Below are 14,193 nucleotides of genomic sequence, written 5' to 3'. Positions count from 1 at the left end.
CCTTCGTACGGATGTCGCCATCCTCCACCATGCCGGGCCCTTCCTGGCAAGCGACGCGGGACCGGCCCGCGTCGCCGCCGGTCAGGCGCTCACAGCGTCTGCGTCGCTTCCCGGATCGCGCTTGGTGCCGCCGACCATCAGACCGTCCCAGCCCTCGACGTGGTCCACGCGCACCGTGTCACCGTCGCGCACCTCGCCCGAGAGGATCTCGCGGGCCAGGGAGTCACCGATCGCCGTCTGCACCAGCCGGCGCAACGGCCTTGCCCCGTACGCCGGATCGTTGCCCTCGCGGGCCAGCCAGGCCAGGGCCTCGGGCGTGACCTCCAGCTCCAGCCTGCGGTCCGCGAGCCGCCGCCGCAGCGCCTCGATCTGCAGCAGGGCGATGCGGCTGAGCTCGTCCCCGCTGAGTGCGGAGAAGACGACGACGTCGTCCAGGCGGTTGAGGAACTCGGGGCGGAAGGACGAGCGGACTGTCGCGAGCACCTTCTCGCGCTTCTCCTCCTGCTTCTCCAGGGGGTCCATCAGGTACTGGCTGCCGAGGTTGGAGGTGAGGACGAGGATGGTGTTGCGGAAGTCGACCGTACGGCCCTGGCCGTCCGTGAGGCGCCCGTCGTCGAGGACCTGGAGCAGGATGTCGAAGACGTCGTGGTGCGCCTTCTCCACCTCGTCCAGCAGCACGACGGAGTACGGGCGCCGGCGCACCGCCTCGGTGAGCTGGCCGCCCTCCTCGTATCCGACGTAGCCGGGGGGCGCACCGACCAGGCGGGCGACGGAGTGCTTCTCTCCGTACTCGCTCATGTCGATGCGGATCATGGCGCGCTCGTCGTCGAACAGGAAGTCCGCGAGCGCCTTGGCCAGTTCGGTCTTGCCGACCCCGGTCGGGCCGAGGAAGAGGAACGAGCCGGTGGGGCGGTCCGGGTCGGCGACGCCGGCGCGCGTGCGCCGGACGGCGTCGGAGACGGCCCGTACGGCCTCGGTCTGACCGATCAGGCGCCTGCCCAGCTCCTCCTCCATGCGCAGCAGCTTCTGGGTCTCGCCCTCCAGCAGCCGGCCGGCGGGGATGCCCGTCCAGGAGGCGACGACGTCCGCGATGTCGTCCTGGCCGACCTCCTCCTTGACCATCGTCTCGCGTTCGGGCTGTGACGCGGCCTCCTGCTCGGCGGCCGAGGCCTCCTCCAGCTCGCGCTCCACACCGGGGATCTCCCCGTACAGAAGCTGTGACGCCGTCTCGAAGTCCCCTTCGCGCTGGGCGCGTTCGGCCTGGCCGTGCAGCTCGTCCAGGCGCTCCTTCAGCTCACCGACGCGGTTGAGGCCCTGCTTCTCCTTCTCCCAGCGGGCGGTCAGACCGCGCAACTCCTCCTCGCGGTCGGCCAGTTCGCGGCGCAGCCGCTCCAGACGCTCGACGGAACCGGGGTCGGTCTCGTTGGCGAGCGCCATCTCCTCCATCTTCAAACGGTCGACGGCGCGCTGGAGTTCGTCGATCTCGACAGGCGAGGAGTCGATCTCCATGCGCAGCCGGGACGCGGCCTCGTCGACGAGGTCGATGGCCTTGTCCGGCAGGAACCGTGAGGTGATGTAGCGGTCGGAGAGCGCCGCTGCCGCCACGAGAGCGCTGTCGGCGATCTGGACCTTGTGGTGCGCCTCGTAGCGCCCCTTGAGCCCGCGCAGGATCGCGATGGAGTCCTCGACGGTCGGCTCGGAGACCAGCACCTGCTGGAAGCGGCGCTCCAACGCGGCGTCCTTCTCGATGCGTTCGCGGTACTCGTCGAGCGTCGTGGCCCCGACCATGCGCAACTCACCGCGGGCCAGCATCGGCTTGAGCATGTTGCCCGCGTCCATGGCGGAGTCGCCGCCGGCGCCCGCGCCGACGACGGTGTGCAGCTCGTCGATGAAGGTGATGATCTGGCCGTCGCTCTCCTTGATCTCCGAGAGCACCGTCTTCAGCCGTTCCTCGAACTCACCCCGGTACTTGGCGCCCGCCACCATCGCGCCGAGGTCGAGCGCGACCAGACGCTTGTAGCGCAGCGACTCGGGCACGTCGCCCTTGACCACGCGCTGGGCCAGGCCCTCGACCACCGCCGTCTTGCCGACGCCGGGCTCGCCGATGAGCACCGGGTTGTTCTTCGTACGCCGGGAGAGCACCTGCACGACGCGGCGGATCTCCTGGTCCCGGCCGATGACCGGGTCGAGCCTGCCCTCGCGTGCGGCGGCGGTCAGGTCCGTGCCGAACTTCTCCAGCGCCTTGTAGGTGCCCTCCGGGTCCGCGTTGGTGACCCGGCGGCTGCCGCGCGAGGACTGGAAGGCGTCGAGCAGCTTCTTGTCCGTGGCCCCCTGCTCCTTGAGCAGGTCGGCCGTCTGCCCGCCCTTGGCGGCGATGCCGATGAGGAGGTGCTCGGTGGACACATAGGCGTCGCCGAGCTCCTTCGCGCGCTGTGTGGCGTCCGCGACGACGGCCAGCAGCGGCCGGTCGGGCTGCGGCTTGCCCACCGTCGATCCCTTGACGCTGGGCAGCGCGGCGATCTGGCGCTCGGCGCCCGAGCGGAGTGCCGCCTGGTCGGCCTCGACGGCTGCGATCAGGTCGGAGATGTTCTCGTTGTCCTCACCCTGGAGCAGCGCGAGCAGCAGATGGGCGGCGGTGATGTCCGGATGCCCGTCCGTCACCGCCCGGTCGCTGGCCGCGCTGATCGCTTCACGGCTCTTGTTGGTCAGCTCCGCGTCCACTGGCGTGCGTGCCTCCTTCGTATGCGGCTTCTTTCTCGCTGCTAGCTTCAGCATCCAGCAAGTTGAGTCTATTCCACTCAACTATCACGGCACTAGATTCGTTCCCATGACGAGCATGGAAACCCACCCGCCGGAGCCGTCCGCCGCGTCCGCTCACGCCGCCTTCTGGACGGAGCGCCGCTACGCGACCCTCACCACCCTCCGGCCCGACGGCACACCGCACGTGGTGCCCGTGAGCGTGACGTACGAACCCGCTCCGGCGGGCCGAACGGACGGCCCGGCGCAGTCGGACGGGACGCCCGGCACGGGCGTGGAGCGAGGAGCGGTGGGCACGGCGCGCGTGGTCACCCGCCGCACCAGCAGGAAGGCGCGCAACATCGCGGCGGCCGGCGCCGGCGGCATGCGCGTCGCCCTCTGCCAGGTCGACGGCGGACGCTGGTCGACGCTGGAGGGCACCGCCCGCATCCTCACGGACGCCGAATCGGTCGCCGACGCCGAGCGCCGCTACGAGGAGCGGTACGGGCGGCGGCCCAGCCCCAACCCCGAACGCGTACTGATCGAGATCGCCGTCGACCGGACTCTGGGCATGAGCCGCGAGCCCTGAACCACCGGCCGCCGGGCACGGGTCGGGGTCCCGGACGCAGGGAGCGACGGCGGGCCGGGCCGGGCGTTCGAGCCTGACGTCGCTCACCGCTCGTGCCCGGCGTCCCGCTCAGAGCCATGGCCTGCCGTCCGGCCCAGAGCCGTTGCTCGGCGTCCCTGCCTGACGTCCGGCTCAGCGCTCGTGCTTGGCGCCGAACTGCTTCAGAAGCCCACGTGCCGACTTGGGATACGGCCTCCCCAGCAACTCGTTCTCGGAGCCGACCGAGGTCACGGCCACCAGGGTCCCAGCGCCCCGCTTCTTGTCGAAGCCCCGCAGCCAGGGGCCGCCGCTGACCCCCTGCGTGAGCCGGCACGGGGTGAGCGACAGGGCGCCCACGTTGGCGGACGGGATCTCACCGCTCCGGTAGCGATGTGCCTTGCCCGCACAGTAGTTGAGCGTCTCCCCGTCGTACGGCGAGGAGGCGGGGTAGCCGAGCGTCGCGGTGGTACCGCCGGGCACGGGCTCGGTCTTGAGCTTGTTCGCCCCGTACACCTGCTGGATCGTGCGGCCGTTGCGCTTCTCCATCCGCAGGAACGCCCAGTCGTTGGGGAGAACGGACTCCAGGTCCTTGTCGGTGTCCCAGCCGGGCGCCGTCTTCCAGGACACCACCTTCCACCCGTGGGCGATGATGGCCTTCGGTGCGTCACCCGTGCCGCCGCGCGTGCCCTTGTTGTCGGCGTCCGGGCCCTTGTAGGCGGGCTGGAAGTACATCGCCACCGGCTTGGCAGGGCGCTCCGGGCTGGAGATGCAGTGCGCGGCGGTGGCGACGACGCTGCCGCTCGGTGAGTCGATGATGGCGCCGGAACACGACTCCGCCTGATGGCCCGGCAGCTTGGCGACGAGCTTCCCGACCGTCCGCACCGTTCCCTGCGGCCAGCGCTCCCCCTTCGAAGCGGGCGGATACTGCGCGGGCGCAGCCCCCATGAGAGCCAGCGACGTGGTGCAGGTCAGGAGGGCGGCCAGCGCCGCACGTGTCGACGTCATGCATATACGCTCTGCCTCCAATTCCCCCGCGGCCAACCGCACACACCCGATCGGGTCATAGCTGCGATTCACGACCGGCCCGCGCCCCGGAACATGGGCACCACCCGCCCCGCCGTCACGGCCAACGATCCGCACCGCCACGGCAGGCACCGTCAGGGGATGCCCGTCAGGACGGGCACGGTTCAGGACATGAGCCGACGGGCCTCGCCCAGGTCCCTCACCGCCTCAAGGATGTCGGCCTCCGTCCGCGCGGCGTACCCGAGGACGAGCCCCGGCGGGCCATGACGCTGACGGTGCCAGGACAGAGGCTGCACCTTGATCCCCCGCTCGAGCGCCGCCGCCGCCAGAGCGGTGTCGGTGAACCCCGCCTCGTCGAAAGTGACCGTCAGATGCAGTCCGGCCGCGGCACCGTGCACGGTCGCGTCCGGCAGCTGCGCCCCGACAGCGCCGATCATCGCGTCCCGGCGACGGCGGTGCCGCCGCCGCATGAGCCGCAGTTGCCGCTCCAGCTCCCCCGACTCCATCAGCCTCGCCAGCACCAGCTGCGGCAGCACCGCGTTGCCGAGGTCCGTGTGCCGCTTGGCGTCCACCAGAGCCTCCCGGTAACGCGGCGGCGCCAGCACCCACCCCACCCGCAGCGCCGGCGCCAGGAGCTTGGAGACGCTGCCCGCGTAGCAGACCCGCTCCGGCAGCATCGACCGCAGTGCCGGCACGGGAGGACGGTCGTAGCGGTGCTCCGCGTCGTAGTCGTCCTCGACGACCAGCCCGCCCTCGTCCGCCCAGCGCATGAGTTCACGGCGCCTGTCGCCGCCGAGCACCACACCTGTGGGGAACTGGTGTGCCGGGGTCAGCAGCACGGCCGCGGCTCCGGAGGCGCGCAGCCGGCCTACGTCGACGCCGTCCCCGTCCACCTCGACGGGCGGCGTGCTCAGTCCCCATCTGCGAAGCACCTGACGGCCCCCGAGCGAGCCGGGTTCCTCCACGGCCACCTCGTGCAGACCCTCCTCCCGCAGAAGTTGGGCGAGCAGAGCGAGCCCCTGCGAGACGCCGGCGACGACGACCACCTCGTCCTCGTCCGCCCCGATGCCGCGGTTGCGGGCCAGCCAGCGTGCCACGGCTCGGCGCAGCTCCGGCTCTCCTCGCGGGTCCCCGTACCCGAGGCCGGAGACCGAGAGCTCTCCCAGCACGGAACGTTCGGCGCGCAGCCAGGCCGTACGGGGGAAGGCCGCCAGGTCTGGCACCCCAGGCGTCAGATCGACACGGGCGGGGACGGCCCGGAGCGTCTCGAGGATCTCCGTACGGGGCTCGGCGTCGAAGACCTCCCCCCGCGCCGGGAGCCGGCGCGGCTCCGTCACCGCGGGGGCCGGGCCTGCGGCCGCGGCGACGACGACCGTCCCGCCCCGCCCGCGGCCCGCGACGTGCCCGTCCTCGCTCAGCCGCTGGTACGCCTCGGTGACCACGCCGCGCGAGACCCGCAGCTCCGCGGCCAGCACCCGCGAGGCGGGGAGCCTGCTGCCCACCGGGAGACGTCCGTCCGAGATCGCGAGCCGGAGCCGCCGGGCCAGCCAGTCGGCCAGTCCTCCCCGCGGTGCGTCGGCGATGTCGAGCTGGAGGAAGTCGGAACCGACCGCGGCCGGCGCCGATACGGACCTGTCAGCTGCACTCCCTTTGGCCCTGTCCACAGGTCCATGGTCCCAGCAGAGTGAGACCGGACAGCGTCGACGACGGGTGCGGACCGCCCCGGAGGGAGGCCGACCAGTGACATCGGCCCGCTACGTACACGGCTACTCGGCGCGCGAGGCCGGCCGCCTCAGCGACCAGGCGAACACCCTCGCGGCGCTCCTGCACCAGGGCACGGCCTACCCCCCGGGCAGCCGTGTGCTGGAGGCCGGGTGCGGAACGGGCGCTCAGACGGTGCACCTGGTCGGCTCCAGCCCGCAGGCGCACATCGTGGCCGTCGACACCTCGGAGAGCTCGCTGGCCCGTGCCCGCGAACGTGTGACGGCACGGGCGCCCGGGGCGAAGGTGGAGTGGCGCCGGGCCGATCTGCTCGATCTCCCGTACGAGGACGGGGAGTTCGACCATCTCTTCGTGTGCTTCGTGCTGGAGCATCTGCCCGAGCCGCACCGCGCACTGGCCGGGCTGCGCAGGCTGCTGCGTCCCGGAGGCACCGTCACCGTGATCGAGGGAGACCACGGTTCGGTGTTCTTCCACCCCGACAGCGTTCGCGCACACGCGGTGGTCGACACCCAGGTGCGGCTCCAGTCCGCCGGCAGGGGCGACGCACTGATCGGCCGCCGGCTGCACCCGCTCCTGACCGAAGCGGGCTACGTGAACGTGGATGTACGGCCGCTCACCGTCTACGCCGACGAGAACCGGCCCGACCTCGTACAGGGCTTCACCCGCGACACCTTCATCGCCATGTACGAACTCATCCGCGACGACGTCCTGGCCGCCGGCCTCATGACCCGCGCCGACTGGGACCGCGGCATCGCCGATCTGCACCGGACCGCTGAACCGGGCGGCACCTTCCACTACACGTACTTCAAGGCGGTCGCCGTCGCGCCCGGAGCCGCCGTCTGAGCCGGCGGCAGCAGTGCGCTCACGGCCATGGCTCTCGCATGGGACCAGGTCATGGTGGACTCCGGGTCACGCTCATGGACCCGGAGGGCAACGACTTCTGCGTGCTGGGCCCGCGCAAGGACTGAGAACCCGACGGCAGCAACACGGCCCCCGCGGGCCGCTGCCCGTCGGGAGCCTGTGGGTGCGTCAGTCGCGGCGCTGCTTCTTGGGGCGCCAGACCACCAGGGCGCCCGACTGGGGGTGCACGTCCTCGTACGGGACGAGGTCGCGGCGGTAGGAGGCGTGGACCTGGGCCTCGCGCTGCTGCATGGCCGCGGCAGCACCCTCGACCGCCTGCTGGAGCTCCACGACGCGGGACTTCAGCGCCGCGACCTGGTTCTCCAGCTCGATGATGCGCTTGATGCCCGCGAGGTTGATCCCCTCGTCCTGGCTCAACTCCTGTACCTGCCGCAGGAGTTCGATGTCGCGCGCCGAGTAGCGCCGGCCGCGCCCTGCGGCGCGGTCCGGAGAGACCAGGCCGAGGCGGTCGTACTGGCGCAGGGTCTGCGGGTGCAGGCCCGAGAGCTGAGCGGCGACCGAGATGACGTACACAGGGGACTCGTCGGTCAGCTGGTAAGGGTTGCGTCGTCCACCTCGGCCGTTCACCTCAGTCTCCCTTCGCGGCCTTGAACAGAGCCGCCCGCGGGTCCTCCGCCGCGGTCGCGTCGCGGTAGGACTCCAGGATGCCCTTCGCCTTCTCGCTCAAATCCTGCGGAACAGATACGTCGATGGTGACCAGCAGGTCGCCCTTTGTCCCGTCCTTGCGCACGGCGCCCTTGCCGCGGGCCCGCATCGTACGGCCGCTGGGCGTCCCCGGCGGCAGCTTGAGCGTGACCGGCGGGCCGCCGAGCGTGGGCACCTTGATCTCGCCGCCGAGCGCCGCCTCCGGATAGGTGACGGGCACGGTCACGGTCAGGTTGTCACCCCTGCGCCCGAAGACCGGGTGACGGTCGACGTGGACGACGACGTACAGGTCGCCGTGCGGGCCGCCCCGCTCGCCCGGTGCGCCCTTGCCGCGCAGCCTGATGCGCTGCCCGTCGCTGACGCCCGCGGGGATGCGGACCTGCATGGTGCGCGAACTCGTCGCCCGTCCCGACCCCTTGCAGGTGTCGCAGGGGTCCTGGGCGATGAGCCCGCGGCCCTTGCAGTCCACGCAGGGGTCGGTCAACGAGAAGCCGCCACCGCCGCCCCGCGAGACCTGGCCGGTGCCGACGCAGGTCGGGCACACACGCGGTGAGCCGTTCTTGTCGCCCGTGCCGGCACACGCCTTGCACGCAGCCGAGGAGGACATCCGCAGCGGGACCGTCGCCCCGTCCACGGCCTCGGTGAAGCTGAGCGTCACCTCGGACTCGATGTCCTGGCCGCGCCGCGGCTGCGTGCGCGTACCCGCACCGCCGCGGTTGAACAGACCGCCGAACACGTCACCGAGACCGCCGCCGAAGCCGCCCGCACCGCCGCCTCCGGGCTGCTGACCGCCCCCGAAGAGGTCGTTCAGGTCGAAGTTGAAGCCACCCGCTCCTCCGGGACCACCTGGACCGCCGGTCCTGATGCCCCCGTTGCCGAACAGGGCGCGCGCCTCGTCGTACTCCTTGCGGCGCTTGGCGTCGCCGAGCACGTCATAGGCCTCGGAGGCGTCCTTGAAGCGCTCCTCGGCCTTGGCGTCGCCCCTGTTGGCGTCGGGGTGGTTCTCCCTGGCGAGCTTGCGGTACGCCTTCTTGATCTCGGCCTCGGTGGCATCCTTCGGGACGCCGAGGACCTTGTAGTAGTCCTTCTCGATGAAGTCCTTCGTACTCATCCGCGACGTCCCTCCTCCCCGGTGCCGTGTCCGCGTGTGCCGCCCTGTTCTGCCTGGTCAGCCCTGGTCGGGGCCACCGTTCTCCTCTTCGTCGGCGGACTCCTCCGCACCGGTGGCACCCGGCTGCGGCTCGGCGACGCCGACCCTCGCGGGACGGATCGTCCGTTCGCCGATTCGGTACCCGGGCTGGAGGATCTGCACGCACGTCGTCTCTGTGACGTCGGGCGAGTACGAGTGCATCAGCGCCTCGTGCACAGTCGGGTCGAAGGGCTCGCCCTCCTTGCCGAACTGCATCAGACCCATCTTGGCCGCGACCATCTCCAGCGACTCGGCGACCGACTTGAAGCCGCCGACGAGTTCACCGTGGTCACGGGCCCGGCCGATGTCGTCGAGCACCGGAAGCAGCTCCGTGAGCAGATTCGCGACGGCGACTTCCTTGACCGCCACGCGGTCACGCTCGACCCTGCGGCGGTAGTTCTGGAACTCCGCCTGGAGCCGCTGCAGATCCTGGGTCCGCTCGTGCAGAGCCGTGCGGGTCTGGTCCAGCTGAGCGGTCAGCGCCGCTTCTTGGGGACCCTGACCTGTTGGGGTCTCTCCGGACGGGCCTTCCTGTTCGTTCTCGGTCACGTCCCCGGCCGGCTCCACCGGAACCCCCGCCTCGTCGGCGGGGACTCCGGCGGCCTGCGCCGCAGCGTCATCGGACTGTGCGGCGTCGGCGGGGACGTCGGGCTTCTGGTCGAAGCCCGGAGTCTCCTCCGTCACGCTGCACCGTCCTTCGGCTTCTGCTCGTCGTCCACGATCTCGGCGTCGACGACGTCCTCGTCGCCCTCGGCCTTGGCCTCACCGGCACCCTCGGCACCGGCCTGGGCACCTCCGGCCTCACCCTGGGCGCCCTGGGCGTCGGCGTACATGGCCTGACCGAGCTTCTGGCTCGTCGCCGCGACCTTCTCGCTGGCCTCGCGGATCGCCGCGGTGTCCTCGCCCTTCAGCTTCTCCTTCAGGTCCTCGAGAGCGGTCTCGACCTCGGTCTTGATCTCGCCCGGGACCTTCTCCTCGTTGTCCTTGAGGAACTTCTCGGTCGTGTAGACGAGCTGCTCGGCCTGGTTGCGCGTCTCGGCGGACTCGCGGCGCTTGGCGTCCTCGTCGGCGTACTGCTCGGCATCGCGCATCATGCGCTCGATGTCTTCCTTCGGGAGCGCCGAGCCGCCGGTGACGGTCATCCGCTGCTCCTTGCCCGTGCCGAGGTCCTTCGCGGACACGTGCATGATGCCGTTCGCGTCGATGTCGAAGCTGACCTCGATCTGCGGCACGTTGCGCGGCGCGGGCGGCAGGCCCGTCAGCTCGAACATGCCGAGCTTCTTGTTGTACGCGGCGATCTCACGCTCGCCCTGGAAGACCTGGATCTGCACCGACGGCTGGTTGTCCTCGGCCGTGGTGAAGGTCTCCGAACGCTTCGTGGGGATCGTGGTGTTGCGCTCGATCAGCTTGGTCATGATGCCGCCCTTGGTCTCGATGCCGAGGGACAGCGGGGTGACGTCCAGCAGGAGGACGTCCTTGACCTCGCCCTTGAGTACACCGGCCTGGAGGCTGGCGCCGATGGCGACGACCTCGTCCGGGTTCACGCCCTTGTTGGCGTCCTTGCCGGCGGTCAGGTCCTTGACCAGGTCGGCGACGGCGGGCATACGCGTCGAGCCACCGACCAGGACCACGTGGTCGATCTCGGACAGCTGGATGCCGGCGTCCTTGATCACGTTGTGGAACGGGGTCTTGCAGCGCTCCAGCAGATCCTCCGTCAGCTGCTGGAACTGGGAGCGCGTCAGCTTCTCGTCCAGGTGCAGCGGGCCCTCGGCGGACGCCGTGATGTAGGGCAGGTTGATCGTGGTCTCGGTGGAGCTGGACAGCTCGATCTTCGCCTTCTCCGCGGCCTCACGGAGGCGCTGGAGGGCCATCTTGTCCTTGGCCAGGTCCACGCCGTGGCCGGACTGGAACTGCTTGACCAGGTAGTCGACGATGCGCTGGTCCCAGTCGTCACCACCGAGGTGGTTGTCGCCGTTGGTCGCCTTCACCTCGACCACGCCGTCGCCGATCTCCAGCAGCGAGACGTCGAAGGTGCCGCCACCGAGGTCGAAGACCAGGATCGTCTGGTCTTCCTTCTCCATGCCGTACGCGAGGGCGGCCGCCGTCGGCTCGTTGACGATGCGCAGCACATTGAGGCCCGCGATCTCGCCGGCCTCCTTGGTGGCCTGGCGCTCGGCGTCGTTGAAGTACGCCGGGACGGTCACGACGGCGTCCTCGACCTTCTCGCCGAGGTAGGACTCGGCGTCCCGCTTCAGCTTCTGCAGGATGAAGGCGCTCATCTGCTGCGGGTTGAAGTCCTTGCCGTCCAGGTTGATCTTCCAGTCGGTGCCCATGTGACGCTTGACCGACCGGACCGTCCTGTCGACGTTGGTCACAGCCTGACGCTTGGCCACCTCGCCGACGAGCACCTCGCCGTTCTTCGCGAAGGCCACCACGGACGGCGTGGTCCTGGCGCCCTCGGCGTTGGTGATGACGGTGGACTCACCGCCTTCGAGAACACTGACGACGGAGTTCGTCGTGCCCAGGTCGATGCCGACCGCACGTGCCATTTCGGTTTCCTCCAGCTGATGTCTTGAGTGAAGCTGACTCAAGAGTGCCTGGCCGCCCCGATAACGTCAACTGGCTTGAGCGGAGGTCACTCAACTCTTATGCCCTCTTTATGCGCACCCGCCTCCGACCAGGAACGGAGCAAGGGGTCGGGCCCCACCGGAGGGCGCGCGGAGGGCTCCGAGCGCCCCGCGACGCATATCACCGCCCGCCCGGGTATCAGCAGGACCGGGGGAGTGGGTAATCTCGTACGGATCAGTTAAGTTACCGCTTAGTAAGCCAATCGATCAGGTCTCGCTCGAAGGCCGCCCGAGGAGCCCTCATGCAACTCGCCGCGATCGTCGTTTCGCTGGTGCTGGCCGCGGTCGGCATCGCGCTGTTCGCGCGCGCCATCGCGCAGATCTACCGCTTCGTCAGGCTCGGACAGCCGGTGCCGGAGGGCCTTCGCACCGACGACCCCGGAGCGCGCACGCTCACCGTGGCCCGCGAGTTCTTCGGCCACACCCGGATGAACCGCTGGGGCATCGTCGGCTTCGCGCACTGGTTCGTCGCCGTCGGCTTCTTCGCGCTCGTGCTGACGCTCGTCCACGCCCTGGGCCAGCTCTTCCGGGCCGACTGGACGCTGCCGCTCATCGGCACATGGGCGCCGTACGAGGTCTTCACGGAGTTCCTCGGCCTGATGACGACGCTGGGCATCGTCACGCTCATCGTCATCCGGCTGCTGAGCCTGCCCTCGCGAGCGGGCCGCAAGTCCCGCTTCGCGGGCTCCAAGGCGGGCCAGGCGTACTTCGTGGAGTACGTCATCCTCACCATCGGCGTGGCCATCCTCGTCCTGCGCGGACTCGAGGGCGCGCTGCACGGCGTCCACGGCTACGAGGCCTCCTACTTCGTCTCGTATCCCCTGGTGGCCGCCTTCAAGGGGCTGAGCGTGAGCGCGCTCCAGAACCTGACGTACCTCGTCGCGCTCATCAAGATCGGCACCTCCTTCGTGTGGATGATCGTCGTCGGGCTCAACACCAACATGGGTGTGGCCTGGCACCGCTTCCTCGCCTTCCCGAACATCTGGTTCAAGCGCGACGCGAAGGGCGGCACGGCGCTGGGCGAGCTGCGGCCGATGGTCTCCGGCGGCAAGGAGATCGACTTCGAGACGGCTCTCGACGACGACAACGAGGAGGAGGTCCGCTTCGGCGCCTCCCAGGTCGAGGACTTCTCCTGGAAGGGCATCCTCGACTTCTCCACCTGCACCGAGTGCGGCCGCTGCCAGTCGCAGTGCCCCGCCTGGAACACCGGCAAGCCGCTCTCGCCGAAGCTGCTGATCATGTCGCTGCGCGACCACGCGCACGCCAAGGCCCCGTACCTGCTCGCCGGCGGCGGCAAGACCATGGAGGGCGAGGAGAAGGCGACCGAGGAGCAGTTGAAGGGCGTACCGCAGTCGGCGCTGGACGAGGCCGAGCGGCCGCTGATCGGCACCGCCGAGGAGAACGGGGTCATCGACCCGGACGTGCTGTGGTCGTGCACGACGTGCGGTGCGTGCGTCGAGCAGTGCCCGGTCGACATCGAGCACATCGACCACATCGTCGACATGCGCCGCTACCAGGTGATGATCGAGAGCGCCTTCCCGAGCGAGGCCGGGACGATGCTCAAGAACCTGGAGAAGAAGGGCAACCCCTGGGGCCTGGCCAAGAAGCAGCGCCTGGAGTGGACGAAGGAGCTCGCCGAGGCGACCGGATTCGAGGTGCCCGTGGTCGGCAAGACCGTCGAGGACCTCACCGAGGTCGACTACCTCTACTGGGTCGGCTGCGCCGGCGCCCTGGAGGACCGGGCGAAGAAGACCACCAAGGCCTTCGCCGAGCTGCTGCACATCGCGGGCGTCAACTTCGCGATCATGGGCGGCGACGAGAAGTGCACCGGCGACTCGCCCCGCCGTCTGGGCAACGAGTTCCTCTTCCAGCAGCTCGGCGAAGAGAACGTCGCCACGCTGAACGCCGCCTTCGGCGAGGACGACGAGGACGAGTCGACGAAGAAGCCCGCCTCGAAGAAGAAGATCGTCGCGACCTGCCCCCACTGCTTCAACACGCTCGCCAACGAGTACCCGCAACTGGGCGGCCACTACGAGGTCATCCACCACACGCAGCTGCTCCAGCACCTCGTCGACGAGGGCAAGCTGGTGCCGGTCACACCGGTCGAGGGCCTGATCACCTACCACGACCCGTGCTACCTGGGCCGGCACAACAAGGTCTACACGCCCCCGCGCGAGATCATCGGCAAGGTGCCGGGCCTGCGGAACGAGGAGATGCACCGCCACAAGGAGCGCGGCTTCTGCTGCGGCGCGGGCGGCGCCCGCATGTGGATGGAGGAGCGCATCGGCAAGCGCATCAACAACGAGCGCGTGGACGAGGCCCTCTCGCTGAATCCGGACATCGTCTCGACCGCCTGCCCGTTCTGCCTCGTCATGCTGACGGACTCGGTCAACGGCAAGAAGAACGACAAGGAGGCCAAGGAGGAGCTGCGGGTCGTCGACGTCGCGCAGCTGCTGCTGGACTCCGTGCGCACGCCCGGTGACGACGAAGGCCCGTCGGACGAACCGGAGGAGCCGGAGGAGCCGGAGAAGGAGGCGAGCACGGGCACGGAACCTGAGCCCGCGAAGTAGCGTTCGGGGCCGCTCTCCCAGGACAAATACGCGTGAACGAGCGGGGCTTGCCGTGCAGAACGGCAGGCTCCGCTCTTTTGCGACAAACTCCGTTCTTATTCAGTCACTTAGCGTTCTTCACACGTCAATCGCCTTCGGGGGATACCCAACCGG

At 69.9% G+C, this 14,193-nt stretch carries 10 protein-coding genes; 3 read left to right on the top strand and 7 right to left on the bottom strand.

All coding sequences use genetic code 11. The annotated features are described in order from the left end of the window. Nucleotides 1-81: 81 nt before the first annotated feature. Complete coding sequence (gene clpB / locus I004_RS35635) at nucleotides 82-2,721, bottom strand: ATP-dependent chaperone ClpB (RefSeq protein ID WP_051345355.1); 2,640 nt, start codon at nucleotides 2,719-2,721, stop codon at nucleotides 82-84. A 106-nt stretch (nucleotides 2,722-2,827) separates the two neighbouring features. On the opposite strand from clpB, the gene I004_RS0123545 reads away from it, so the two are divergent. Then, nucleotides 2,828-3,325 (top strand): pyridoxamine 5'-phosphate oxidase family protein, encoded by a 498-nt coding sequence (locus I004_RS0123545; RefSeq protein WP_028437521.1) that lies wholly within the window; start codon nucleotides 2,828-2,830, stop codon nucleotides 3,323-3,325. Between the two features lie 171 nt (nucleotides 3,326-3,496). Here the strand turns inward: I004_RS0123545 and I004_RS0123540 are convergent, their stop codons facing one another. Beyond that, on the bottom strand, nucleotides 3,497-4,348 hold the full coding sequence (locus I004_RS0123540) for a trypsin-like peptidase domain-containing protein (protein WP_028437520.1): 852 nt from the start codon (nucleotides 4,346-4,348) through the stop codon (nucleotides 3,497-3,499). Nucleotides 4,349-4,530: 182 nt separating this feature from the next. Beyond that, nucleotides 4,531-6,030, bottom strand: a complete 1,500-nt coding sequence (gene pdxR / locus I004_RS0123535) for a MocR-like pyridoxine biosynthesis transcription factor PdxR (RefSeq protein WP_028437519.1) — start codon at nucleotides 6,028-6,030, stop codon at nucleotides 4,531-4,533. A 76-nt stretch (nucleotides 6,031-6,106) separates the two neighbouring features. Here pdxR and I004_RS35630 point away from each other — a divergent pair, with 76 nt between their 5' ends. Beyond that, nucleotides 6,107-6,931, top strand: coding sequence for a methyltransferase domain-containing protein (locus I004_RS35630; RefSeq protein WP_037977509.1), 825 nt, complete (start codon nucleotides 6,107-6,109; stop codon nucleotides 6,929-6,931). Between the two features lie 186 nt (nucleotides 6,932-7,117). Here the strand turns inward: I004_RS35630 and I004_RS0123525 are convergent, their stop codons facing one another. The 4 genes from I004_RS0123525 to dnaK are packed head-to-tail and all read right to left on the bottom strand — an operon-like array spanning nucleotide 7,118 to nucleotide 11,392. Beyond that, the gene (locus I004_RS0123525) at nucleotides 7,118-7,576 is read right to left on the bottom strand and encodes a heat shock protein transcriptional repressor HspR (RefSeq protein WP_028437518.1); all 459 of its coding nucleotides are present in this window, start codon (nucleotides 7,574-7,576) and stop codon (nucleotides 7,118-7,120) included. 1 nt (nucleotide 7,577) lies between these two features. After that, complete coding sequence (gene dnaJ / locus I004_RS0123520) at nucleotides 7,578-8,765, bottom strand: molecular chaperone DnaJ (protein WP_028437517.1); 1,188 nt, start codon at nucleotides 8,763-8,765, stop codon at nucleotides 7,578-7,580. Nucleotides 8,766-8,822: 57 nt separating this feature from the next. Then, complete coding sequence (grpE, locus tag I004_RS0123515) at nucleotides 8,823-9,527, bottom strand: nucleotide exchange factor GrpE (protein WP_028437516.1); 705 nt, start codon at nucleotides 9,525-9,527, stop codon at nucleotides 8,823-8,825. Next, on the bottom strand, nucleotides 9,524-11,392 hold the full coding sequence (gene dnaK, locus I004_RS0123510) for a molecular chaperone DnaK (RefSeq protein WP_028437515.1): 1,869 nt from the start codon (nucleotides 11,390-11,392) through the stop codon (nucleotides 9,524-9,526). The genes grpE and dnaK overlap by 4 nt, the downstream gene beginning before the upstream one ends. A 320-nt stretch (nucleotides 11,393-11,712) precedes the next feature. On the opposite strand from dnaK, the gene I004_RS0123505 reads away from it, so the two are divergent. After that, the gene (locus I004_RS0123505) at nucleotides 11,713-14,040 is read left to right on the top strand and encodes a (Fe-S)-binding protein (protein WP_028437514.1); all 2,328 of its coding nucleotides are present in this window, start codon (nucleotides 11,713-11,715) and stop codon (nucleotides 14,038-14,040) included. Nucleotides 14,041-14,193: the final 153 nt, after the last annotated feature.

This window comes from Streptomyces sp. TAA486, from assembly GCF_000426165.1.
This window is presented reverse-complemented; position numbering and strand designations above follow the sequence as displayed.